Raw genomic sequence first — 24,933 nt, 5'->3', positions numbered from 1 at the left:
GATTTCACCCTTTCTATTCTTTGTTCGCGCCTAACATGAGGCCTTTCATGAAATATCTTTGGATGAACGGGTATACGGCCAACAGCGGAATAATTGAAATCAGGATTCCGGCCATCCGGACATTGGTGGTAATCAGCAGATTGCCGGATGTGGCACTCGCATCTGTGATCATCGACTTGAGGGCGACCTGAAGGGTAATCTTGGTGCTGTCGTTAATAAACAGTACCGGAGCACTCAGCATGTTCCACCGGCTCACAAATTCAAACAAGGTGACCGTAGCGACTCCGGTGATTGCCAGGCGTATATAGATCGTTGTGAAAATACGGAGCATCCCTAAGCCGTCAATCTGCGCAGATTCACACATTTCATAGGGAACACTCAGGAAAAAATTGCGCATCAGCAAAATTGAAAAGCCGGAGACCATACCTGATAAGACCAGAGAGCTTAGCGTATTTATAAGATGAAGGTCCTGATTCACCAGATAGAGCGGAATCATAATTGCGTCCTGCGGAATCATCATCGTCAGCAGAATAAATGAAACCATGAATTTCTTGCCGGGCAATTGCGGCTGGATAAGCACAAACCCCGCCATGCTGGACAGCAGGACATGCAGAAGCGTACCGGTGACCGTAACAATTACGCTGTTCATGAAGGGGCGTCTTAGATCCAGACTGTTCCACACCGTACCGAAGCCTTCTATACTGAATTCTTTGGGAAACAGAATGATCTCAGGCTTCATGGAAGCCATCCCGGAAGAGAAGGCGAGTGCGACTACATTGGCAAAAGGGATAATCATCGTTAACATCAGCAGGATCAGGAAAATCGCGTTCAAAGCATCAAACGTCCTGTTCCCCCATCCCCTTCTCTCCAAGCGTTCAATATTCATGATTACACCTCATCAAAACGTGTCATTTTTCTAACCACAGAAGCTAGCACCAGTGTAAATAAAACGACGAAGAAGCTGGCCGCCGCCGCCGGGCCTATACGGATCTCCATAATTCCTTTCTGGAACGTATACATCATGAGCACATCGACCTTGCTTGCAATTGCCGGATTCCGCATCACGAAGATCTGGTCAAATATCCGGAATATCCCCAGTGTATTCAGCAGCAGGATTACCTTCATCGTGTTCATTAACTGCGGCAGTGTCACATAGCGCACCTGCTGCCACCTTGTTGCCCCGTCCATCCGGGCGGCTTCGTAAAGAGTAGGACTAATCCCTGCAATGCCGGCCAGAAACAAAATGCAATTGTAGCCCATATCCTTCCACACGGCCGAACCAATCATTATAATTCTTGCCCAGGCTTCATCCGCCATAAAATTAATCGGCTGGATACCAAATATTTGGACCAGCAGCAAATTCACGAGTCCGCTGTCGGGGGACAGAAGGAAAATAAAAATCCCGCCGATGACCACCCAGGATAACAAATGCGGAACGTACAGCACCAGCTGCGCAGTTCTCTTGAACCAGCTCTTCATGACTTCGTTCAAAGAAAGGGCAATTAGCAGCGGAGCGATAAAACCGGTAATGAGAATCCCGCCGCCTATATATACCGTATTCCATAGTGCATCCCAAAAGGTCGGATCGTGTATAACCTGATTATAATTATCCAATCCGATGTAAGGACGTTCGCCCATAAGCTTGTAGTCCTGGAAACTGGTCTGCAGGCCTTTCGCCAGCGGGTAATACGAGAATACTGCAAAGTAAACGATCACCGGAAGCATCATGACGTAGAATGTCGAGTTTTTCCTGATCAATCTCATGGCTGTTCCGCCTCCTGCCTCATGAAGTCCTATAGCCCGCAGGGAGCGGCAGCAGTATCTTCGCCTGCCGCCCCGAAGCCTTCCTGATATGAATTAGTCAATTAAATTTGCCGCCTTCAATTCTTTCTGCATCTGTTCTACCGCGTCTCCCCCCGGCATCTGGCCGGACATAGCCTTAAGCGCGTAATTCGTCACAATCTTCTCAGCATCCGGCCATGTTGGCAGTGACAGCTCAAGTGTCGCGTACTGCCTGGAGAGTGCCATCGCCTCTTCAACACCAGGCAGAGCAGGGAACTGCGGCTTCACCGTGGAGTTATACCAATAGGGAACACCGTGGTCCATGTTGGCTTCCTTACCGGTATCAGTCAGTGTGTATTGTCCGTTATCCACGGTATAGTCGTAATCCTCGACGCCCAGGCTTCCGAGTATGATCCCGTCTTCTGTATTCCAGAATTCAAGGAACTTCTTAGCAGCCTCAGGATGAGGCGCATTGGCCGGAATAATCCAGAAATCCGGGTCTCCCCGGCGCATTAAGATCGTACCATCCGCTGCCTGGAGGCTTGCCATCCCTGCTGCCTGGAAGGTTGTAGCCGCATCTTCCTGCTGCTTCAGATTATTGAACATCCCTACCCAGGCATCCCAGTACGTGACCATCCCGACACGGTCGGTCAGAAAGAGGTTGCGCATCTTGGCGGTGTCATTCGTAATGAAATTCGGGTCCATAATCCCTTCCTTCACAAGCTTGGCGAACCATTCATACATCGGAATTGCCGCATCGGTTGCATAAGGAATGGTACGTTTACCGTCCTCCAGCACATATCTGTATTTCAGCCCGGCCGCGCTCATAATCCCCTGGATATCATAAAGTCCCGAAGTACTGAGTCCATAGGTATCCGCCTTCCCGTTCCCGTCCGGGTCCTCTTCCTTGAAAGCCTTCAGGACAGCATACAGCTCATCAAGTGTCTTAGGCTCCTTCAGGCCCAGCTTGTTCAGCCAGTCCTTACGCACGATAGGCATGGTTGCGCCCTGAAATTTGGAGAATACGCCGTATATTTTTCCGTCCGGGCCTTTCAGCTGCTCCCATTCGCCAGAGGGGATCACCGCAGGATCCGACAGGATTTTGGAGCCTTGCACGAAGCTTGTTAGATCGGTAACCACGCCCTGGTCGATGAACGCATTCAGCTTGGCCAAGTCACTGACCTCGATTAAATCATATTTCGCACCCGAGCTGAGCGCGGTCAGCACCTTCTGGTCATAGTCGCTGGCGGGCTTGTCCAGTGTCACATCAAGACCTGTCTTATCGCTGATGGCCTGCGCGAATTTCGTATTGCCCTCAGGCGTTTTCCCTCCAACGTTACCGGATAGAATTTCAAGCTTCATGCCCTCTGTTGCTGCCGCCGGAGACGTACTTTCCGAGGATGCCGGTGGTACTGTTGTTGCTGATGGTGAAGATGCGTTGCCGTTGTTGCTTCCGCATGCGGACAATAGAACAGTCCCGGCTAAAACTACTGAGAGTGCTGCATTCTTCTTCATACTCATGGTTGATTTCCTCCAAGGATTGTAATGGGTGCAGCACAAGAGCTGCGGATGACCATATCGGTTGGCACAATCGTTCTTTTGACGGTCTTAAGGCTCCCTGACATCTGTTCGATCAGCATAGTTGCTGCTTCCCGTCCCAGGCGCTCGGCGTGAAGGCGGACACCTGTGAGCGGCGGTGCGAACTCTGGTGAGAATATGGAATCGTCACTAAAGGCGAATACAGATAATTGACCGGGAATGCTGATACTGAGTGCTTCCGCCGCTTTGTAAACACCGAGCGCCATGGTGTCTGTATCTGAGATAACTGCTGTAATAGCCTGATTGGCCTGAAGCTCCTCAAGCGTTGTCTTATATCCGAAATCGAGCGAAGAATTGTCCGGATCAGGCTTAAATATGATTTTGTAGGATGACTCTGGAAGCCCTGCTTTCTGGATGGCAGCAAGAAACCCGCTGGCCCGGTCAACCGCAACAGTCCGGTCTGCCGGCGCGTTCAGAAATAAGAAATTCCTGTGTCCCAGATCGAGCAGATAGCGGGTAATCTGCTCAGTCATGCTGACGTTGTCATTGTCCACATAAGAAACATGATTCTCGAACTCAGCGGACGGCCTGCCGATCAGCACGATGGGGATATCCCCGGATAGCCGTTCGATAATCCGCTCATCATCACTCTCCGGATTCAGCAGAATCTCCCCGTCGGCCGGGCCTGTGACCATATGCTCCAGCTGGTTCTGATACGTATGGGAGAGCGTATTGACGAGCAGCCGGTAACCCTGTTCATAACAGACACTTAACACTCCATTTAGGAGCGAGAGGTGAAACTGGCTAAACTTGAATTTCTCTCCTTGAATATCAAGGCCTACAATGCGGGTCGACTTGTTCGCCAGGCTTCTGGCCCAATAATTAGGCTTGTAATTAAGTTCTTTGGCTGCCGCCAGTACACGCTCTGTGACTTCCTTGCTGATCGGTCTTTTTTTGCTGAACACACTTGATACCGTCCCCTTAGAAACACCTGATGCTTTTGCCACATCATCGATGGTAGCCATAGAAGAAAACCTCGCTTATCTCCTGCCCGTGCAGTCGGATTTTAGTAGTTTAATCCCGCATATCATTAAACCGGTTTAATGAATGGACATACTTCGCCCCCTGTCTCTGGTCTTGCATGGAGCCGGAGTTCCCGGAGTGCTGCACTATGTCTTACAGGCTTTATATTAAAGCGGTTTTGTACGACTAATATTAACGAGAAGTCATTTTTCTGTAATGCAGGGCCTTACTGCTATGTTACAACGGAGGGATTAACACAATACACTGCCGCCTCTTTAAAAAAAGAAGGCGCGAGAAGCCGGTTCATCACCGGATACTTCTCGCACCTTCTTTTTCTTGCCTAAATCAACGCGTCGAAATGGCCCTCTGCGTTTACCGTCCCCGATATGACAACATTACAACCACATTTTGTAAAATAATCGTCACATAGTCTAGTCGGCTACTTGTTTCAACCCCACCAAAGACCCACGGCAGGACCGGTAGAAGCCCCTTCATGATAAATAATTATGATGTAGTATAAACAAGCCTGCAGGAAAAATAACTACGCAACATTATAACGGCAAGTTTTCTTCAATCGCAGGAATTTCCAGAAGGAATTAGCGATTCCATGGCGAACATAGGTAGCGTCATGCCCAGATAGGAGGGAAAACATTACTTCTGGAAATTCGGTGAGACAACAGATGACACCGAACATAACAGACCCTCTCGATTGCCAGAGTAATAGCTGACGGCGGCCAAATTACGCATTCCTCTGTAGGTAAAGAACTCATGCTCTGCAAAAAAATGAAATCGCCCAACGCTGCTCCTTGGTAAATTTCAAGAAATTAGTAATCTCTCAATGTCCCGTCGTAACAATTCCTTCATTATTTCCGCTAATGTAATTTCCTTCCCGGCATATGGATGGTTTTTGGGTACAATAAACCAATCATAAGATGACCTGCCTTCTACATCAAAATTGATGAATAACGAAAATATTTTTTTTCTGATGAATCGTTATGCTTTGTTGTATGGGTTAGAGAAAGTTTTCACAAGAGTTCAACGTTAAATATAAGGAGAGAAAAGTCATGCGCAAAACTAAAATCGTCTGCACCATCGGTCCCTCCAGCGAAAGCCCAGAAATGCTCCGGAAGCTGATCCAAGCCGGTATGAACGTCGCCCGCCTAAACTTCGCCCACGGAGAGCTATACGAGCATGCGGAGCGTATCCGGCACATCCGGGAAGCAGCCAAAGAGCTGAACCAGTACGTTGCCGTCCTGCTCGACATCAAAGGTCCGGAAATCCGGATCGGAAAAATGGCCTCGGACTACGCGGAGCTGGTACCGGGTGAAGCCGTGGTTCTGACCACCGAGGAAGTGCTCGGCACCAAGGACCGCATTCAAGTCACCTACAAGCAGCTGCCCCAAGATGTGAAGCCCGGCAGCATCATCCTGATCGATGACGGCCTGGTCCGTCTGGAGGTCGTACATGCCGAAGGCACCGAGATCACCTGCCTCATCAAAAACGGCGGCAAGCTGAAGCAGCGTAAGGGCGTCAACGTTCCCGGCGTCAAAACCAGCCTCCCCGGCGTAACCGAGAAGGACGTCCGGCACATCAAGTTCGGCATTGAGCACAACATCGACATCATCGCCCAATCCTTCGTCCGCAAAGCCGAAGACATTCTCGAAATCAAACGTATCCTCAGCGAGCACAAGGCCGGCCATATCCAAGTCATTGCCAAGATCGAAAATGACGAGGGCGTGGAGAACCTAGACGCCATCCTGAGCGTAGCTGACGGCCTGATGGTAGCCCGCGGCGACCTGGGCGTAGACCTGCCGGTGGAGGACGTGCCGTTGGTTCAGAAAGATATGATCAGGAAGTGCAACCTGGCCGGTAAACCAGTCATCACCGCCACCCACATGCTGGAGTCCATGCAGATGAACCCGCGTCCGACCCGTGCGGAAGCGGGCGATGTCGCCAACGCTATCTTCGACGGCACTGATTCCGTCATGCTGTCCGGCGAATCCGCCGCAGGCAAGTACCCGCTGGAGTCCGTCGAGACCATGGCCCGCATCGCCGCCCGCGCCGAGTCCGTCCTGGGACGCCACGGTAGCTGTAGCTGCAAGGATGACGAGGCTGCCACCAACGTAACCGGCGCCATCGGCGAAGCCGTTGCCCGCTCCGCCCTTATGCTCTCCGCCAAGGCCATTCTCGCCCTGACCGAAAGCGGCTTTACCGCCCGAATGATCGCCAAGCACAAGCCGGCTGCACCAGTCATCGCCGTATCCACCAAAGAGAGTGTATTGTACGCCTTGTCCTTGACCTGGGGTGTAACTCCGCTGCTCCGCAGCGAGTCCGCTTCCAGCACTGATGCAGCCGTAGCAGCCGCCGTTGAACTAGCCAAGTCGGCCGGGTACGTGCAAGATGGCGACCTGGTGATCATCACCGCCGGTGTCCCTGTAGGCTGCACCGGAACCACCAACCTGCTGCGGGTTCACCAAGTAGGCGAAGCGCTCTAAAAAATAAAACATCCGTGGCAGGAGCCTATCGCACCTGCTACAGATGTTTTGGTTTTCCCTGCGTCCCTGTTCGAGCCGTTGATGATGAAGCTCGCGCTGGGCCGGCTATTCCAATGATCGCTGCCGCAAACAAAAATATCGTAATCATCAACACATTCTGCAATATCAGATACTGTATATAAGCGTTCGCTGTGAGGTAATACAATAGGGATCATGAATCACCAATATCAATTGGTGGTTTTTTTGATGAAGCTCGCGCTGGGCCGGCTATTCCAATGATCGCTGCCGCAAACAAAAATATCGTAATCATCAACACATTCTGCAATATCAGATACTGTATATAAGCGTTCGCTGTGAGGTAATACAATAGGGATCATGAATCACCAATATCAATTGGTGGTTTTTTGATTTACACCGACGGTAAATGGAATAATTCATGGGTCAGTTCCCCGAAATGATTAGAAACAAGTGGACACAATAATTGTGAATTATAGACGAGCTCGATTATCAACAAGAGGGGCGACATGCAGAAGAATTTCAGATGCAGTTTATCCATCGAAGGATGTCGTTGTTCCAGGCATTCATTGGTCCTATACCACTTCGAAAGTTCTAACCATGGAGTTTTTGGAGGGTGTAAAAATCAGGCTCACGCAATGGTTGAAGCGTAACTCTAATGATTCAACATGACAAAAATGTCACTTTAGATTGTATTAACTCGATGGTTGGACAGCAAAATAGTCGATATAGTATGGAGGTGAAGGAGGCCGTAACCATGGCTAAAATGATTCAAACAAAGAACTTATCGAAATCGTATGGAAAAACACAGGTCTTAAAAAGTATCGATTTGATCATTGAAGAGGGAGAATTTACCGCGATTATGGGGCCATCCGGCTCTGGGAAAACGACATTAATGAATACCCTCTCAACCATTGACCGCTTTGACGGCGGAGAGGTTTGGATCGAGGGAAAATCGCTGCTGGATTTGAAGAAGCAGGCCTTACGGGAATTCCGCCAGAAACGAATGGGATTTATTTTTCAAGACTACAACCTACTGGATACATTAACGGTGAAAGAGAATATCCTGCTGCCGCTTTCCTTACAAAAAACACCTGTCGCAGAAATGGAACAGCGATTAGCGAAATTACTTGAAGCGCTAAATATTGAATCGATTCTGCAGCAATATCCGTCTGAAATTTCCGGCGGGCAAAAGCAGCGCACGGCTGCAGCGCGGGCGCTTATTACCAATCCGGCGATTGTGTTTGCGGATGAGCCAACGGGTGCACTTGATTCCCGCTCTGCAACACAGCTGCTCGAACAAATTCAATCGCTCAATAGAACATTTAAGACAACGGTTCTGATGATTACCCACGATTCGTATGCAGCAAGCTACTGCCAGCGTGTGGTTTTTCTTCGGGACGGAAAAATCGTCAATGAAATGTTTAAAGGAGAACAATCGGAAAAGGAATTCTTCGACAGAATCCTGACGATTCAAAGTGCCATAGGGAGTGACAAGCGATGAACTTAATTGATTTATCATGGAGGAATATGAAACGGAACTTCCGGCTCTATACCATATATTTCATTTCCATGCTTGTCGGGGTTGTCATTTACTTTACCTTTTCCGGTTTAATGTTTAACAAGGACGTAGTTTCAGCCATCCAAAATAAAGAAAACTACAAAACCGTTATTTTCATTGCCTCGATGATCGTCTTTTTGTTTATTGTGTTCTTTATTTTGTACGCTAACTCTTTTTTTATGAAGCAGCGCAAAAAAGAATTTGGCATGTATTTACTTTACGGGATGAAAGAAAGACAAATTGCCGCAATGGTCTTCTTTGAAACATTATTTCTAAGCGCGATTTCTGTATCGAGCGGTATAGTAATCGGTGGATTGCTATCGAAATTTTTCGGCGCGGTATTAATGAATTTAATGCACTACAAAGACAATATTTCTTTTGCTTTTCCACTTGAAGCAATTGCCTTAACGATTCTGTTATTCGCTGTATTAATCGGCATTATTACCATTCAAAGTTATTTTAATGTACGTCGTGTGCAGTTAGTTGAATTGTTTCATGCCAAAGAAAAAATGGACAAACCGCTTAAATTTTCCATGCCCTTGGCGCTATTATCCATCCTATTGATCGCAGCGTCCTACTACACGATTACCATTGCAGACGATACAGACCTATGGAAGAATCATTTTGAAGCAACATTACTTGCGACAGCCGTAGTATTGATTGTTGGAACATATTTATTTTTCCGCCAGTTTTCCGGTTGGGTTTTACAAAAAATGAGTCAAAGTAAAAATTACTTTAATGGCAACAAAATGTTATGGATTTCCTCCCTTCGTTTTTCTATTCGCGGAAATACCGTTAACTTTACTTTTAATTCACTGATTAGTGCTGTTATCATCTTTGCAGTTGGATTTATTGCCGTAGATTACGCTGTGAAAGCTGATGTTGTAAAAAAAGAATTTCCAAACCATTTTGCTTTTTCGACGCAAGATGATGCAACACAACAACAAATTGAGCAAATTATGAATGACTCACATCCAATTATTGATCATCAAACCATTACCGGAATTCAAACTGAAAAAATCCCAAATAGAAAAATGTTTTTTAGCCATCCTGAATATTACACAGAGGAGTTTTACCTTTTCCCTGAGTCACAATTAAATGCGATTGTTGATTTACGTGGAGTGGGTGCAAAAGTAGATTTAGCAGGTGAAGAAGCAATTGTTTTGGCAAGAGGAATAGATGAACCGACGAAGTATGCAAGCTCTCAACTCGAAATCACCCTTTTGGAAGACCATACATTTCGTGTAGTAGAAAAAATCAGATACCCGTTGCTAAGCATCCCGACGAGTCCTGGTGGAGATACCGAACCTCAGCCTTCTGTACTCGTGATTTCAGACGAAGCTTTTGAGGACTTGAAAGAGAATCACACCCTTTCTTCCTATGAAATTTATAAAATCGAGGATCCGGAAACAGCCAATGATGTATCACGAAAAATATACAATATCATTATGAAAACAGAAGGAGCCTATTATTCAGCCTATATAGATATGTACTCCATTGATACTGAGTCGTCCTCTTTGATATTGTTCTCCGTTGCGTTTTTTGCAGTCATTGCATTGTTTGCTTTGGGAAGTGTCATTTACTTTAAACAGCTGCGTGAAGCTACTGAAGAGCGGGAACACTACGCCATTTTACGAAAAATCGGTGTGGACGACAAAGAACTGAAAAAGATTATCCGCAAACAATTGCTGTTCGTATTTTTACCGCCGCTCATACTGGGATTGGTACACAGCTGGTTTCTTTTATACTACACAGTCATTCTTGTCATAAAAGATTTACCTTCCTTAACGACGATTATTCTGTCTGTCATGGGGTTTTATGTGTTAACGTATCTGATCTTTTACGTATCTTCAACATCTATTTACTACAGAATTATCAACGAAAAAAATACACGATGAGTAAATAACTCACCGTGTATTTTTTTGTAGTATTAAATGCGGATCGCTATCTAGTGGGAAGTGAATAATAAATTGGGTGAACTCCCCCACTTCTGACGTACAGCTAATGTAATGTCCTAATTTGTTACTTAACTGCTGGGCTAAATATAATCCCATTCCCGTTGACTTCGTATAGGCCCGTCCAGTCTCTCCAGTGAAACCCCGATTGTAAATCCGCGGCAAATCTTTTTGACTAATACCAATTCCACTATCCCGTATCATCAGCTGTTTATCCTGCGGGGTTTGGAATGCTGAGATGGTAATCTCCCCGCCATGTTCTGTATATTTCAGACTATTCGTTAATAACTGATTGACGATAAACTGCAGCCATTTAGGATCACTTTGAACCTCCATTGAATCTGCCTGTAAATCAATACGGATTTTTTTTGAAAAGAAGGTTTTCGAATGAGCCTTAACAATCTCTTTCGTAATCTGGATCATATCACAATTTTGGATATCGTAATCCTGGTTAAAGCTATCGAGTTTGGCGTAATAGAGTGCTTGATCGACGTAATTTTCAATCCTTGTGATCTCTTCTCTTAAACTACCCGCGTCCATCTCAGTTTGCTGCAGTAAGCGAATAACCGCAATTGGTGTTTTTATCTCATGGAACCAGGAGACGATAAAATCATAATGCTCACTCTGCTGATCTTGGGTCCGGTTCATTTCATGGATATGCTGCTGCTTCAGCTCATTGATGTAAGCTTTAGCGAATTCTCCTTCCAGCGACAAGCTGTCATAATCCTCATTTTTCATTTGTCGGATTACACTTACATGCTGCAGGTAGCGAAATACTAGAAACCCGAGCAGTACAATTGAAGACAAGGTGAAGGCATATAACAATGTCCCCCATGTCCAGCCCCCACTGCTATCCGTAACCAACACTGCAGCCGAGATCATGAAACAGGACAGATACACATAAATATAGGGCTTTTCATAGGTTAGATAGCGCAGAAAGGTCATTCGATCAAATACCCCATTCCTTTCCGGGTGACAATGAACTCCTCCAGTCCAAGCTCAGCGATTGTCCTGCGTAACCGGTTCACATTCACAGTCAGCGTGTTATCATCGACAAATTGTTCTTCATTCCATAGTGCCTGCATGAAGTCCTCGCGCGAAATGATTTTCCCGATATTCCGCATCAGCAATTGTAAAAGGATGAATTCATTCCGGCTTAAGTCCGTGCTTTGCCCTTTATATTCAATGGTTGAATTGGTTACATTTAATTTCAAGCCCCGATGGATGAATCTGATGTTCTCGTCTTCCTGATAGGTATATTTCCGGCGGATGAGCGCACTGATCTTCGCTACAAGGATGTCCAAATCAAATGGCTTCTGGATAAAATCATCCCCACCCATGTTAATCGCCATAATGATATCCATATTCTGGTTTCTGGATGAAAGAAATATAATCGGCACCTTGGAAACCGCACGTATTTGCTGGCACCAGTAGTATCCGTCAAAAACCGGAAGATTAATATCCAATACAATGAGGTGTGGATCTGTCTGCTTAAATTCCGTTAGCACCTGGTCAAATTGGGTCACTTCCACCACATCGTACTGCCACTTGATCAAAGCATCTGCTACAATCCGTCTAATTTTTTCATCGTCTTCAATCATCATTATTCTATACATGAAATCCCCCATCATTGTTATAATGGTCACTACATTTATTTTAGCACGAGTACTTTTCATTTACGCCCGGAAATACTGCTTCACAGTCCCTTTACCTGCTCCAGCCAACACCTCCGCAAAAGCCCCGTTCACCAGCGTAATCTGCGGCGGCAGATGGCCGCAGTCGATATCGTAAATGACCGGCAGCCCCAGCTCGCTGGCCAGCTCCTGATAGACATCCTCCACGGTGTAATTCTCCATAGGACGGTTAGCTGCGCTCCGGCCGAACATCAGGCCGCTGCAATGGTCGAACCAGCCGGCCAGCTTCATCTGCAGCAGGGATCTGCGCAGATCCGTTACCGACAGCTCGCAGTTCTCCAAGTACCACAGGATAGGCTCATTCTGGATGTAATGCTGCTGGAAATGCCGCACATCCCCATACGGCGTGCCGATGAGATGCCGGATTACATCAATGCAGCCGCCGAGCAGCCGGCCCTGCATAGTTACGTTCTGATTACCTACAGTCTTCCAGTTGGTGACTTCGGTAAGATTGAACACATGGGGTGAAGGCTCCCCGCCTCCCCATTCCAGCTGGTACTGCTGCGAGGAATGCTGAAGTACCGATTCCCCGCTTGCTGTAGACAGTACGTTCTCCCACATAGCCGTCACCGGGTCTGTCTCTTTTCCACGTAAATCAATAAAATTGGTGCCGTGAGCAGTGGCGATGCCTGTCCGGAGAGTAACGGCCAGCAGCAGCACACTGATATCAGAGTAGCCGAGAATCCATTTGACCTTCATGTGATCAAAATCTACCTGCTTCAGAATCTCGATCAGCAGCTCTCCGCCCCAAGGCGGGATCACGAGCCCGATGCTGTCATCGGCCATCATGGCATTGAATTCAGCCGCACGCACGTTTGCCGGTGCAGACTTGGCCTTATCCTGCGTCCACGCCGTTGCTCCGCATACCACGCCATAACCCTGCTCCTGCAACCGGCTGCAGGCTAGCTCGAGCAGTTCACGCAGTTCCTCCCCTACTCCTGATGAAGGAGCTGTTACACCTATAACTGCTCTTGGCTCTAATACCGGATATTTGATCATCTTGCGCTTCCTCCTTAAATCAAATAAAAAGGGATACCCAAACCATGAGCAGTTTGAATATCACCTATTTGGATCACCTATATGTTTGTGTATGTCATTTATCTATTGGATCGTGTATTAATCGTTGCTTTACCTTACATCCTTATCCCTCAGGTTCCAGGCTTATCACGGCTGATCTCCAGAATATCCAGGAAAAAGACGAAGATCGGAATGCCGAGAATCAGTCCCCATACGCCGATATAATGCTCGGAGAACAGCAGCACGATGAAGGTGTAGAACATCGGAAGGTTCATTTTGGAGGACATCAGCTTAGGGTTGAGGAAGTAGCCTTCCATGACATGCAGCACGGCAATCATAGCCAGTATGTAGATCGTCATCACCAGTCCGCCGGTATTGTAGCCGATGATGCATAGCGGAATAAGCGAAATGACAAAGCCGACCACTGGAATCAGGCTGAGCATGAAGATCATAATGGCGAGCGCAAAGAGATACGGGAAGGGTTCGAAAAAGAAACCCATGATCCATAACCCGACAACCGTGAACAAAGTATTGAACAGCGCAATCAGGATCTGGGCTTCAATGACTTTACCGAAGGAGGCTATGAATTTCCTGCCGAAATACTCCAGTTCCACATAGAACCAGGAAATCTTGCTCTCTCTCAGGCGGGAGGTGAAGCTGACAATTCTATTCTTCTCCAGGATGAAGACAAGGCTCAGAATCGTTGACAGGACGAACGTAGTTCCCCAGTCACTGATTTTGAACACGTATTCAATGCCCTGATTCAAATAGCTCTGGTAGTTCAATTCCTTAACCATGCTGAATAAATACTGCATAATCTCGTTCTGTGGGATGTCGTCAGAGGTTAGTGTTCCGAGAAACGCGGTTAATTGCTTAATCTGCGAGAAGACCTTGGGCAGATATTTGACAAGGGCCAGTACGATCATAGTGATGAGCGCTAAGTATAAAATAATAATGATTACCTTGCTGTTCACCTTGACATATTTGCCGATTCTTTTGCTCAAAAGCACCTGAAAGCTGTTCATTACATAAGCAATCAGGAACGTAAGCAGCACCAGATTCAGCATGTCTCTAATACTGTACAGCAGCAGTCCAATCAGTGCCAGAATTAAAAAGCGACGGACTGTTAAATTTGCAAAGTAACGCTTGAATACATCCATTGTTTCCTTGTTCCTCTCCATTCGCAGGCGATTAGGACCTTTAGTTATAGTGTACCGTAACGAAAACAATTATAGCAACTTCGGCAGAGTCAAAAATACGCGAAAAAACAAACTTTATGTCATCTTGCCAGAACATAGGCTGCTTTATGCTATAATGTGTGCGAAATCGTGAAGGTTAAAGTAATTTAATTCCAAATCAATGGAGGCTGTATCCCTTATGGGCAAAATCATCTGTATCACCGGAGCATCATCCGGCATCGGCCTGGCGTCCGCGCTGAAGTTTGCACAGGAAGGCTGGACGGTCTACGCCGGCACCCGCCATCTGGAGCGCGATCAGGAATTGTACCGCAATGTGGACAATCTGCAGTTCGTAGAACTGGAGGTTACGCAGCCGGACAGCATTCAGCGGGTTATCGACCAGATTGACCAGGAGCACGGTACGCTGGATGTACTGTTCTGCAATGCTGGGTTCGGCTATCTCCGGGCGCTTGGACAAGCTCCATTCACTGATATCGAGCGCATATTCGACACTAATGTGTACGGGGTTATGCATACGATCCGGGCTGCACTGCCCCTGCTGCGCAAGACCGGCTACGGCCATATTGTGGCTACGTCCAGTGTCGGCGGGCTCATTGGACAACCGATGAACGAGATCTACTGCGCCAGCAAATTCGCAGTGGAGGGACTGCTGGAGAGTCTGGCTACCTATTACAAGCCGCAATTCAATATCGACATTACCCTGCTGGAGCCGGGCGCCATCGCTACAGAATTCAATAAGACCGTCCTTGGGCATGTAGCAGACACCGGCGGCATCCTCGACGATGAATACAAGCCGATTCTTGATGCCTACACAGGGACCTTCCTGAAACGGAATGTAGAACCGCAGACTGCAGAGTCCGTAGCAGACGTCATGTGGGATCTGGTTCAACTGGAGACCAAGCCGCTGCGTCTGCGCACCTCTGAACGGGCCGAAGAATTCGTCTCCCGCAAAGTCAGTACAGACCCTACCGGACTTGACGGTGTTCTTCATATTCGCAAAATCCAGCTGGATATGTAACTGCAGCGTCAGTCTTCCGCTTCCCCGGCCAGCTCCTTCGCGATCAGCTCCTGATTGCTGCGGTGGAAGTTGGACATATTGCGCGGGAACGCACAGCCTTCGATCAGAGCATCAACCGTTTCCTGGATGCCTGAAGCTACAGCCGTACGCATGTTGTGGATATACTTCAGGCTCTCTTCCCTACGCCGCTCCAGTTCTACGCTGCTGTCCGTTGCCTCCCCGTGTCCGGGGACCAGCAGCGTGAACGGGTGCCGCGCCAATATCTGCTCCAGCTTGCCGAGCGTTGCTTCGTAAGCCAGACTGCTGTCGTAGATATAGGGGAACTCCACGTCAGACAAGTAGTCTCCGGCAATGAACAGCCCGGCAGACTCCACTATAGTAAATAGCCCATCATCCGTATGGCCCGGAGCAGCATAGCAAGTCAGCTTCAAATCCCCGAATACCAGCGTCTGCCCTTCCTCTTCCATCACATGATCCACCTGCGGATACGTGATTTCATAGTCTCTCCTGAGATAATAACTATCGTCAAATGCCCGGATCTGTTCAAGAATATCTTCGCGTTCCCCGGCGCTTTTGTCCGCGAATGCCCTGCTTGCGATGATTTCAGCTTCCCTGAAGGCCCCATATCCGATAATATGATCGAAATCAGAATGGGTGAATAACAGGAACAGCCTTCTCGCGCCAAGGATGTTGTCTACATACCGCCGGATCTCCTCCACCTCACGGGGCAGCCAGCAGGGATCGGTTACCAGCACACAATCGTCCGTCTCCATAACAAGTGAATTCGTCATGTACAGATCACTTTGGAACAGAGTGACGGGGCCACGCTTCCATCTAAACATCAAATACCTCCCAAGGGACATTACCCCCGCATTATAGTTTACGATTCTTATCCTACGACTATTCTACATCTAGCGTTTCGGAATACAGGAACAATATAATTTGGTTCGGCTTATACAATAAGAAGCTCTGTCCACATAAGAGGCAGAGTTTCTTCGGCAAGACGGCGGTACAACTTCTGCGGTCGCAAAGAAGTTTCTTATGTTCCTAAATGTTTGGTTACGTTCATCGAGAATATCCGCAATATAACTGGGAAATCTCGCTTTCACGCACACGATAAATTCAAATTAGGTCTGATGCAATATTTCTTCGAACTGTGCAACATCTAACGGGCAGAATACATATTTCTTTTGTGGATATATTAATTTTGTTTGGTGAATTAAGGTGAGAAAAGGAGAACGGCTCATGAAGGTTTTAATTTGCTTCGTAATCCTAATATCAATGCTTGGAACGCAAACTCCATTCTGCAATGCAGTTGAGAAGAAGCCGCTTGAGGACTCAAGAGAATTGCAACTTCAAGATATGCTTGTTTTGCAATTACTACCGCATATGCAAGAGAAGCTTGAAGAGGTGTACTCAAATGTATTTTCAGTACCAGGTTCACCCGATATTTATCCTTATTTTGTTGATGTGAAGCATATAGAAAGGGTTAATGGCTTCCGTGGTTTTGATTTTTTGATCACTCTTGATGTGCATCCAACAATCGGTCCTCATATCCCTGTCGGCGAAGATATTTTTACCTATCGGATTTCACCATTTGGAGTTGAACTTAAAAACTTCGAACATCTTAGAGGACCCAATAAGAGTGACTTCCCCCCCAATTATCAAGATCTTTTGAAGTAACAGAAAGTTCAATAAACCAACAGTAGTCTAGGACATTATTTTTCAGTTTAAGATAGCTGTTGGTTTTTTATATTTGAACCCTCAAAAAAGAGCTCCTTTGGAATTCGCTAGTGAGCAGTATGCGTCTATTGTTCAGTGTCTTCGAACTGTGCAACACTCACTATGAGTCTCGATGAAAAGGCTTCATCAAGTTAACGGGCAGGCTAGTTTAGATGTCGTATGGGCATATTATTTAAAAAACTGAGGGGCGATCTCCATGCGACGCGGTGTATTGACATGTGCTTTGAGCATAATTTGTTTTTTGGCAACAATTCAAACAGCTTACGCTAAAACGAATGCAGACCCATATAGGGTCATACTCACTTTATTAACACCCGAAATACAAGAACAACTAGATATTTATTACAAGGATAAACTGAATGAAAAACCTACGTTTGCTCCATTTCTTGATCCATTGAATGTATTGGTTGGATATCAAGATTCCCATATCATCGTCAATGTAACAGTATCTCCTTATATCGGTCCACATCTTGATGTTGGAACTGACCTTATTTCCTTCAAGATTGACAATATGGGGACGGTAGAAGTAATTGAGTTTGAGCATCTTAAGGATTTTGAGTTGCCCCCCAATTGGAAGCACATAATTAAGAATTGGAAAGGTGTGGGCTGAACTGACGGAAAACGTTAGTTCAACAACACAGCGGCAGTCTATGACTTTATTTTCTCATTCAGAGCTGCCGCGTTTGGCTAAGATTCTCACCGTACTTTCCCTCCCTTACTGCGCTGTTTGCGTCAACCATCCATCACAAACGGTTTTATCAAAACTTCTGTTTATATTCTTTGAAATCAAATTTCCCGGTTTCCCGATCAACAGCGACAGACCAGTATCTTTTATGAAATGCCCCAGAGTTTCTGTATTCATCATGCAAAAAGCCCTCCGGCACAAAGCCGAAGGGCTAATTCTTAACATACACATAATTATGCAGCTTGTCTCTGCTGCTCAGCTCTGCTGTTACCGCTGGATCGGCTCGATCCGGTAAGTAGCGTTACCGCCATCTGTGGATGATTCGCCGCCGGTAATCTGCCAGCCGAAGGATAATACATCCTCCAGCCGTTGCTTCTGTGATTCCGTTAACACCGCTTCGACTGCTTCGCGGCCTTCCTCCAGCTCCAGCTTGGGCTCGATGCGGAGCGCAACGGCAATCCAACTGCGGATGCCGCGGATCGTGTTGTATTTGATCTGGTAGCCTTCGGTCACGGCTGACCGAAACAGCTCCGGCTGTTCACCAGCCAGCGTAGACAGCTGCCCGTAATCGAACTCGTATTCACTCTCGTCGGCAGGCAGATCGCCTTCAGCAACCCGCCGCAGCAGTTCTTCATCGGACCAGCCCAGAGAGCGCAGCGATTCCACCAGCAGGGCGTCCCATTGCGATAACTTTACCTTGTTCTTCGTTTCTGTCATTATAGATCCTCCTTATCCACATGAGTGCTCATATCCTGATCATTTGATCATTGCTCAGTTATTACCTGAATTCAGTCCGTAAAATCTCCAGCCACGTAATGCCCCGGGCTCACTTCCCGCAGTACGGCGGCTGCTTCATCCCCGCGCGTTACCGAGTAGGCATCCAGCCGGATTCGCTGGCTCGCCTTCAGCGGGTCGGTCTCCAGAATGGAAGACAGCAGCGCCTTGGTATACGGATGCTGCGGATTGTCATACAGCTCATCGCTCTCCGCAACCTCAACGAGGCGGCCGCCGTACATGACGCCAATCCGGTCAGAGATATGCCGGACCATCGACAGGTCATGGGCAATGAACAGATAGGTCAGTCCGAATTCGGACTGCAGATCCTCCAGCATATTGACGACCTGGGCCTGCACAGACACATCCAGCGCCGAGATTGGCTCATCGCAGACGACGAACTCGGGCCGGACCGACAGCGCCCGGGCGATGGAGATCCGCTGGCGTTGCCCGCCGCTGAACTCATGCGGGAAGCGGTAGAGATGCTCTCTTTTGAGTCCCACCTTCTCCAGCAGCTCCGCCACGGCTTCCTTGCGCTCTTCGCCTGGGTAGAGTCCATGAATCCGCATCGGCTCACTGATCAATTCCAGCACATTCAGGCTGGGGTTCAGTGAAGAGTACGGGTCCTGAAAAATCGACTGAATCCGTCTGCGGAACGGCTTCAGCCCTTTCTCGCCCAGCTTGCCCAGCGGCTGCCCGTCATAGAATACCTCGCCGTCCGTATAATCGTACAGGCGGAGCAGACAGCGGCCAACCGTTGACTTGCCGCTCCCGGATTCACCCACCAGTCCGAAGGTCTCGCCCTGGCGGATCTGGAAGCTGACGCCGTCCACGGCCTTAAGCACAGCCGTATCGCGCCCGCGTATATCCTTGCCCTTGGAGAAATGCTTCTTGAGATTGTTCACATCTACGAGCACTTTACTCTCACTCACCGGAATCCCTCCCCACTGTAACTGCCGCCTGCTGCTCTGCACCTTCAGCCAGCCAGCACATCGAGCGGTGGCCAGGTGCAAGCTCTACTACCGGCGGACGTTCACTGCAGCGGGCAAAAGCATGCGGGCAGCGGTCCATAAACGGACAGCCGGGCGGCGGATTCAGCAGATCCGGCGGGGTGCCTTCAATCGGAATCAGCCGCTCCCGCGATCCCCCGCCGCGCTTCGGAATGGAACGCAGCAGGCCCTGGGTGTACGGATGCTGGGGACGATAGAAGATGTCCTCCACCGTGCCCTCTTCCATAACAAGCCCGCCGTACATCACAATGACCCGTGTGCAGACCTGAGCCACGACACCAAGGTCATGGGTAATCAGCGCTACCGCTGTATCCGACCGTTCTTTCAGCTCCTTGAACAGATCCAGAATCTGCGCCTGGATGGTTGCATCCAGCGCCGTGGTCGGCTCATCGGCAATCAGCAGCTCCGGCTGGCAGGAGAGCGCCATCGCGATCATAACCCGCTGGCGCATGCCTCCGCTGAACTCATGCGGATACTGCTTCAGGCGCTGCTCCGGATCACGTATGCCGACCTGGCGGAGGATTTCCGCCGCCTCGGCATACGCCTCCGCTTTATTGAGTCCGCGGTGTCTGCGGATAACTTCGGTTAATTGCTGGCCTATTCTTTTGACCGGATTCAGCGAGGTCATAGGGTCCTGAAAGACCATCGCGATCCGGTTGCCGCGCAGGGTCCGCCACTGCTTCTCCGTGAGCCCCTTCAGACTCTCGCCGCGAAACTCCAGTTTCCCGGCAGTCATGCGGCCCGGCGGCGTGATCAGGGACATGATCGCCTTGGCGGTAACGCTTTTGCCGCTGCCGGATTCTCCGACAATCCCCACCGTTTCACCGGCATCTATATGGAAGCTAACGCCGCGGACGGCCTGATTCTCGCCGTCCCGGGTAGCAAATGAAACCTGCAAATTCTCAACAGTCAGCAGCCGTTCAGTCATGATGTTCCACTCTCCTATCTCCGGATCAGCTTTGGTTCAAAGCCGACCCGCAAAATATCACCCAGCACATTGAAGCTCAGAACGGTCAGCAGGATCATCAACCCCGGGAACAGTGCCAGATAAGGCGCCTCTGCAATATACCCCTGCGCGCTGTTCAGCATGCTGCCCCAGGTGGCATTCGGCGGCTGTACCCCGAAACCGAGGAAGCTCAGCGACGATTCCATCATAATGGCCGACGCAATATTATTCGTCGCGCCGACGATAATCACCGGCACCAGTCCCGGAAGGATATGCCGCCAGATCATGCCGAAGGAGCTTTGGCCGGAAGCCTTGGCGTACAGCACATATTCGCGTTCCTTGATCGTAAGGGTCTCCGCGCGCACAACACGGGCCACGTTCATCCACATTAACAAAGCAATAATAATGATCAGGTTGCCGATGCTTGGCTTCAGGTAGACGCTGAGCAGCAGCAGGATCAGGAAGGACGGAATGGACATGATAATATCCAGCATCCGCATCAGCAGATTATCCAGCCAGCCGCCGAAGTATCCGCTGATCACACCAACCATCACACCCACGAAGGTAGCCACGATCATGGAAGCAAACCCGACCAGCAGCGAGACACGGCCGCCATATAGCGCTCTGGACAGATAATCGCGTCCATAGTCATCCGTTCCGAACAGATGTCCGGCGCCGGGCTTGGTGAGGCGGGCCATGGCATCCATGGCATTCGGATCATATCCGGACAGGAAGGCAAAGATGGCCCCCAGCGTAAAGATAGCCAATACAGCAAGAGCAGCGACACCCAGACCGTTCGTAAACAGCTCTGACTGTAGATTTTTCCATTTACTGCGATTCATGAGGTCACCCCTTTAATTTAATTCGCGGATCGACAAAGCTGTAGAGTATGTCCGCCACCATATTACCGAGGATCAGCATTAAGGAAGAAAATAAGGTGATCCCCATAATAACCGGATAATCCATCCCCTTAACCGCCGTCATCCCCAGCGACCCGATGCCCGGCCACGAGAATACCGTCTCGGTGACAATGGCCCCGGCCACCAGATCCCCCATCGACATGCCCAGCAGGGTAATGACCGGCAGCAGCACATGCTTCAGGACATGACGGAACAGGATTGTCGATTTCTTCGAGCCAAAAGCGTACTGGATTTGCACATATTCTTCTTTCAATTGTCCAATCGTGCTGGAGCGGATATAACGCACATATCCGGCCAGGAATCCGAAGGCCAGCACCGAGCAGGGCAAGATCCCGTGCTTCAGCACATCCAGCGGCGATTCCACACCAATCGTGCGCATCCCCATACTCGGCAGCAGATGCAGCTTAATGGCGAACAGATACATCAGCAGGATCGCCAGCCAGAATAACGGAATGGAGATCCCCACATAGGAAATAAAGTTAATCAGCTTGTCTACCCAGCGGTTGCGGTTCGCACCGGCCACGAGGCCAAGCGGAATCGCCAGAATAACCGCCAGCGCAATGGCGCTGCCCATCAGACCGGCTGTAGCCGGCAAACGTTCCAGAATCTGTCCCAGCACCGGCTGGTGATTGATCAGGGAATATCCGAAGTTGCCCTGCACCATTTCCTTGATCCAGATGAAATATTGAATATAGGCGGGCTTATCCAGCCCCAGATTATGGCGGATACGCTCAATATCATCGGCATGCATATTGGGCGTAACGAAAGACAGCACCGGATCTCCCGGAGCCAGCTTAATCATTGTAAAACACACTACGGATACAAAAAACAGCATCGGCAGTGTTTGCAGCAACCTTCGGACGATGAGTTGTCTCATACGCAGCTTCTCCCAGCTCTTGACAGGCAAAAAATAAGCTGGAGAACCCAGCTTATTTTTTTGCCGTGCTTATTTTTTGGGGCAGATTATTTCTGGTAGATCTTGGACAGGTCTTCAAAGATAACAACCGGCTTCAATACAGCTTCATCAATGCCGCCGTAGTTCTTCGATACAGCTACAACTGTTTTAGTATACGCGATCGGGTAGATCGGCGCATCTTCAGCGACAAGCTCCTGCGCTTTCTTGTAGATCTCTGCGCGTTTTGCCGGATCAGCTTCGCCTGCACCGTCATTCATCAGCTTATCAACTTCACTGTTCGAATAATGCGAGTAGTTGGAAGAACTGTCTGTAGTGAACAGGATACGGTAAGCATCGGGATCATATCCCATGATATAACCGGTCAATGCCAGTTCGTAGTCGGTAGATTTCAGATCAATGAACTTCTGCACCCAGGCCGAGGAGTCCATGTTCTGCAGTTCCACTTCCACGCCGACAGCCTTCAGCTTCTGCTGCACATACAGCGAGATTGCTTCCTGTGCCTTGTTACCGCTCTGTACAATGTAACGAAGCTTCAGGTTGCTCTCTCCGGCAGACGCCAGAAGTTCCTTAGCCTTAGCGGCATCATTGTCAAAACTAGTTACTTCATTTGTGAAATACAGCGCGTCCGGAGTCAGGAATGACTTCGCCGGGTCAGCATATTCACTGGAAGTGTACGCTGTCTGGATCAGCTCATCGCGGCTGAGGGCCAGGGACAGGGCTTGACGGACTTCTTTTTTGGCGAGGGCGCCGGTATCACTGTTCGCATTGAACATCAGATAAGCCAGACGGCCTTCGCTATAAGGCAGAATTTCGAAATTGTTCGTTGCCTGAATGGTGGCTACATCCTTAGGATCAAGATACTGCACGTTGATCTCGCCGTTCTGCAGGGCAAGGTTCGCAGCATTGGTATCCTTGGCAATCCGGTAAGTTACAGAATCCAGATGCGGTTTGCCGCCGAAGTAGTTATCGAAACGTTCCAGTGTCAGGTACTCACCGGCTTTGTATTCTTTGAATTTGAAGGGACCGGAACCTACTGGAGAAGCGTTCTTGGTGCTCTTCTCAATGTCGGTTTCATTCTCAAAAATATGCTTTGGAATCGGGAATACCTGTACCAGTGTCGCTTCAAAAGCCGGGCTGACCTGCGGAAGCTGGAAGTCAACAGTCAGATCATCTACTTTAACCGCTTTGATGGCTTGGTCGCCGATCAGGAAGTTGGCTCTCAGGAAGCTGTTCTGCTTCTCGTCGAGAATGCTGTCAATGGTGAACACGATATCATCCGCCGTAAGCTTCTCTCCGTCATGCCAGGTAAGTCCATCCTTAAGCTTCAGTGTGTAAGTAAGATTATCCTCCGAAGGTGTCAGGCTCTCTGCCAGGTAGAAGGTCTTCTCCCCGTTATTCACCTGGAACAGCGGAGCATACAGTGCCTGGTCAATCGTCAGACTGACACGGTCACCCGCATAGTTCGGATTAAGTACAACCGGATCAGAAGCGACCCCTATAATCAAGCTTCCGCCATCCTTCGGTTCGCTGGCAGCAGGCTGCTGCGTTTCCGCCGGTGTCTGGCTTGCACCCGCATTTGTCGATGCCGCGTTATTTCCATTAGAGCATGCACTAATCATTAGTGTTAGTAGAACTAGAATGACAACCCCTGATACCCCTTTGCGCATTATCTCTCTCCTCCATGTCTATGAGCAATCTCACTCGTTGTGAAAGTTATTATATATCGGAATAGTCGGGATTACAATGTATTAATTTTCCACCTGTGAAAATTTGAACAACCGCCTGCTGTTACAGCTGAGGAATGCCGGCATCCCATACGTTGATCTCCTGTATGAGATCCCCGCGCCGCAAGGCATCCGCATGCTCCATTCCCTCTATTACTCTGCCGAACACCGTATGCCAGCCGTCAAGATAATCGAACGCATCATAGCAGATAAAAAACTGGCAGGAGCCCGTGCCCGGCCCGAAATGGGCCATGGATAACGCCCCGCGCACATGTTTATGCGGATTGCCTTGCGTTTCACAGGCGATTTTGTCCGTGCCGCCCCGGCCGGTACCCTCCGGACAACCTCCCTGGGCGACAAAGCCGCGGACAACACGCTGAAAAGTCAGACCGTTGTAGAAGCCGCTGTTCGCGAGCTTTTCAAAATTGGCTACGGTCCCGGGGGCCTCCTGGTCAAATAATTCGAGCCGGATCTCTTGTCCTTGCTCCAGTCTTATTAGAGCCAGCTTCATAAGGTTCCCTCCGCCTCTCCGGCTGCAGTGCCTGCGGGAACGCCGATATGAGCCACGGTCTTGGCCGCTTGCTCAGGCGCATAGATCTCCTGTACATCCTCGTCCAGCAGCGGCCGGAGTTCTCCATCCGCAGTATGCAGAAAAACCTCGGCGCGCGGATTCATCGCCAGGAGCAGGTTGATTAATTGCTGTACTTTTAACGGTGACTTGTCCATCCTCTCACTCCTGTCCTGCAGTCTGCAGAATGTCTATTCCTGTCTATGCGGTATTGTACAACAGCTCTCAGGCAGACACCAATCCATATATTTCCTCTCAGGTCTCTATTTTTTGAAAAACCGGGATTAGTCCCGTACTTCTCTAAATATATTGAATACATATAATTCATATCATCTATTTGCGAATCCAA

Annotated in this window: 25 protein-coding genes; 7 read left to right on the top strand and 18 right to left on the bottom strand. The window is 48.8% G+C overall.

All coding sequences use genetic code 11. The features are described from left to right. Window positions 1-13 precede the first annotated feature (13 nt). The 4 genes from QW71_RS15700 to QW71_RS15685 form a co-directional block, all read right to left on the bottom strand. The gene (locus QW71_RS15700) at window positions 14-886 is read right to left on the bottom strand and encodes a carbohydrate ABC transporter permease (RefSeq protein ID WP_047013796.1); all 873 of its coding nucleotides are present in this window, start codon (window positions 884-886) and stop codon (window positions 14-16) included. Between the two features lie 2 nt (window positions 887-888). After that, window positions 889-1,764: an ABC transporter permease subunit gene (locus QW71_RS15695; RefSeq protein ID WP_039300052.1), complete on the bottom strand. Its 876-nt coding sequence runs from the start codon at window positions 1,762-1,764 to the stop codon at window positions 889-891. Window positions 1,765-1,857: 93 nt separating this feature from the next. Continuing rightward, window positions 1,858-3,303 carry an extracellular solute-binding protein gene (locus tag QW71_RS15690; RefSeq protein WP_039300049.1) on the bottom strand — a complete coding sequence of 482 codons (1,446 nt, stop codon included), beginning with the start codon at window positions 3,301-3,303 and terminating at the stop codon, window positions 1,858-1,860. Then, entirely contained in the window at window positions 3,300-4,346 is a 1,047-nt protein-coding gene (locus QW71_RS15685; protein ID WP_039300046.1) for a LacI family DNA-binding transcriptional regulator, read from the bottom strand. The genes QW71_RS15690 and QW71_RS15685 overlap by 4 nt, the downstream gene beginning before the upstream one ends. Window positions 4,347-5,408: 1,062 nt before the next feature. On the opposite strand from QW71_RS15685, the gene pyk reads away from it, so the two are divergent. The 4 genes from pyk to QW71_RS15670 all read left to right on the top strand — a co-directional run bounded on the left by pyk (window position 5,409) and on the right by QW71_RS15670 (window position 10,313). Continuing rightward, window positions 5,409-6,839, top strand: coding sequence for a pyruvate kinase (pyk, locus tag QW71_RS15680; protein ID WP_039300044.1), 1,431 nt, complete (start codon window positions 5,409-5,411; stop codon window positions 6,837-6,839). 468 nt (window positions 6,840-7,307) lie between these two features. Further along, window positions 7,308-7,526 (top strand): AarF/UbiB family protein, encoded by a 219-nt coding sequence (locus QW71_RS42210; protein WP_373604770.1) that lies wholly within the window; start codon window positions 7,308-7,310, stop codon window positions 7,524-7,526. Between the two features lie 85 nt (window positions 7,527-7,611). Beyond that, window positions 7,612-8,358 carry an ABC transporter ATP-binding protein gene (locus tag QW71_RS15675; protein WP_039300041.1) on the top strand — a complete coding sequence of 249 codons (747 nt, stop codon included), beginning with the start codon at window positions 7,612-7,614 and terminating at the stop codon, window positions 8,356-8,358. Next, entirely contained in the window at window positions 8,355-10,313 is a 1,959-nt protein-coding gene (locus QW71_RS15670; protein WP_039300038.1) for an ABC transporter permease, read from the top strand. The genes QW71_RS15675 and QW71_RS15670 overlap by 4 nt, the downstream gene beginning before the upstream one ends. A 9-nt stretch (window positions 10,314-10,322) precedes the next feature. Here QW71_RS15670 and QW71_RS15665 read toward each other — a convergent pair whose 3' ends face one another. The 4 genes from QW71_RS15665 to QW71_RS15650 form a co-directional block, all read right to left on the bottom strand. After that, window positions 10,323-11,315: a HAMP domain-containing sensor histidine kinase gene (locus tag QW71_RS15665; protein ID WP_039300033.1), complete on the bottom strand. Its 993-nt coding sequence runs from the start codon at window positions 11,313-11,315 to the stop codon at window positions 10,323-10,325. Then, window positions 11,312-11,986, bottom strand: coding sequence for a response regulator transcription factor (locus QW71_RS15660; protein ID WP_039300030.1), 675 nt, complete (start codon window positions 11,984-11,986; stop codon window positions 11,312-11,314). Before QW71_RS15660 ends, QW71_RS15665 begins: the two co-directional genes overlap by 4 nt. 60 nt (window positions 11,987-12,046) lie before the next feature. After that, on the bottom strand, window positions 12,047-13,063 hold the full coding sequence (locus QW71_RS15655; protein WP_039300027.1) for a S66 peptidase family protein: 1,017 nt from the start codon (window positions 13,061-13,063) through the stop codon (window positions 12,047-12,049). Between the two features lie 149 nt (window positions 13,064-13,212). Then, window positions 13,213-14,241: an AI-2E family transporter gene (locus tag QW71_RS15650; RefSeq protein WP_039300024.1), complete on the bottom strand. Its 1,029-nt coding sequence runs from the start codon at window positions 14,239-14,241 to the stop codon at window positions 13,213-13,215. A 217-nt stretch (window positions 14,242-14,458) separates the two neighbouring features. Between QW71_RS15650 and QW71_RS15645 the strand changes: the two genes are divergently transcribed. Then, on the top strand, window positions 14,459-15,298 hold the full coding sequence (locus QW71_RS15645) for an SDR family oxidoreductase (RefSeq protein WP_039300021.1): 840 nt from the start codon (window positions 14,459-14,461) through the stop codon (window positions 15,296-15,298). Window positions 15,299-15,306: 8 nt separating this feature from the next. Here the strand turns inward: QW71_RS15645 and QW71_RS15640 are convergent, their stop codons facing one another. Beyond that, entirely contained in the window at window positions 15,307-16,140 is an 834-nt protein-coding gene (locus QW71_RS15640; protein WP_039300018.1) for an MBL fold metallo-hydrolase, read from the bottom strand. A 403-nt stretch (window positions 16,141-16,543) separates the two neighbouring features. Here QW71_RS15640 and QW71_RS15635 point away from each other — a divergent pair, with 403 nt between their 5' ends. Next, window positions 16,544-16,981, top strand: coding sequence for a DUF3888 domain-containing protein (locus QW71_RS15635; protein WP_039300015.1), 438 nt, complete (start codon window positions 16,544-16,546; stop codon window positions 16,979-16,981). Window positions 16,982-17,237: 256 nt separating this feature from the next. Further along, a complete protein-coding gene (locus QW71_RS15630; protein ID WP_052770046.1) occupies window positions 17,238-17,651 on the top strand; it encodes a DUF3888 domain-containing protein in 414 nt (137 codons plus the stop codon). A 105-nt stretch (window positions 17,652-17,756) separates the two neighbouring features. Here QW71_RS15630 and QW71_RS40490 read toward each other — a convergent pair whose 3' ends face one another. The 9 genes from QW71_RS40490 to QW71_RS15590 all read right to left on the bottom strand — a co-directional run bounded on the left by QW71_RS40490 (window position 17,757) and on the right by QW71_RS15590 (window position 24,742). Further along, window positions 17,757-17,906 (bottom strand): hypothetical protein, encoded by a 150-nt coding sequence (locus tag QW71_RS40490; RefSeq protein WP_160311811.1) that lies wholly within the window; start codon window positions 17,904-17,906, stop codon window positions 17,757-17,759. A gap of 87 nt (window positions 17,907-17,993) precedes the next feature. After that, window positions 17,994-18,443, bottom strand: coding sequence for a hypothetical protein (locus tag QW71_RS15625; RefSeq protein WP_039300013.1), 450 nt, complete (start codon window positions 18,441-18,443; stop codon window positions 17,994-17,996). A 71-nt stretch (window positions 18,444-18,514) separates the two neighbouring features. Further along, window positions 18,515-19,432: an ABC transporter ATP-binding protein gene (locus QW71_RS15620; RefSeq protein ID WP_039300010.1), complete on the bottom strand. Its 918-nt coding sequence runs from the start codon at window positions 19,430-19,432 to the stop codon at window positions 18,515-18,517. After that, the gene (locus QW71_RS15615) at window positions 19,425-20,438 is read right to left on the bottom strand and encodes an ABC transporter ATP-binding protein (protein WP_039300007.1); all 1,014 of its coding nucleotides are present in this window, start codon (window positions 20,436-20,438) and stop codon (window positions 19,425-19,427) included. The genes QW71_RS15620 and QW71_RS15615 overlap by 8 nt, the downstream gene beginning before the upstream one ends. Window positions 20,439-20,452: 14 nt before the next feature. Beyond that, window positions 20,453-21,298, bottom strand: coding sequence for an ABC transporter permease (locus tag QW71_RS15610; protein ID WP_039300005.1), 846 nt, complete (start codon window positions 21,296-21,298; stop codon window positions 20,453-20,455). Window positions 21,299-21,302: 4 nt separating this feature from the next. After that, the gene (locus QW71_RS15605) at window positions 21,303-22,253 is read right to left on the bottom strand and encodes an ABC transporter permease (protein WP_039300002.1); all 951 of its coding nucleotides are present in this window, start codon (window positions 22,251-22,253) and stop codon (window positions 21,303-21,305) included. Window positions 22,254-22,339: 86 nt separating this feature from the next. Continuing rightward, entirely contained in the window at window positions 22,340-23,959 is a 1,620-nt protein-coding gene (locus QW71_RS15600) for an ABC transporter substrate-binding protein (protein WP_039299999.1), read from the bottom strand. Window positions 23,960-24,080: 121 nt separating this feature from the next. Further along, window positions 24,081-24,527, bottom strand: coding sequence for a peptidylprolyl isomerase (locus QW71_RS15595; RefSeq protein WP_039299997.1), 447 nt, complete (start codon window positions 24,525-24,527; stop codon window positions 24,081-24,083). Next, complete coding sequence (locus tag QW71_RS15590; protein WP_039299994.1) at window positions 24,524-24,742, bottom strand: hypothetical protein; 219 nt, start codon at window positions 24,740-24,742, stop codon at window positions 24,524-24,526. Before QW71_RS15590 ends, QW71_RS15595 begins: the two co-directional genes overlap by 4 nt. Window positions 24,743-24,933 lie beyond the last annotated feature (191 nt).

This window comes from Paenibacillus sp. IHB B 3415 (genome assembly GCF_000802655.2).
Lineage (GTDB): Bacteria > Bacillota > Bacilli > Paenibacillales > Paenibacillaceae > Paenibacillus_AQ > Paenibacillus_AQ phytohabitans.
The sequence above is the reverse complement of the archived record's forward strand: the minus strand, read 5'-3'. Positions and strand labels throughout refer to the sequence as shown.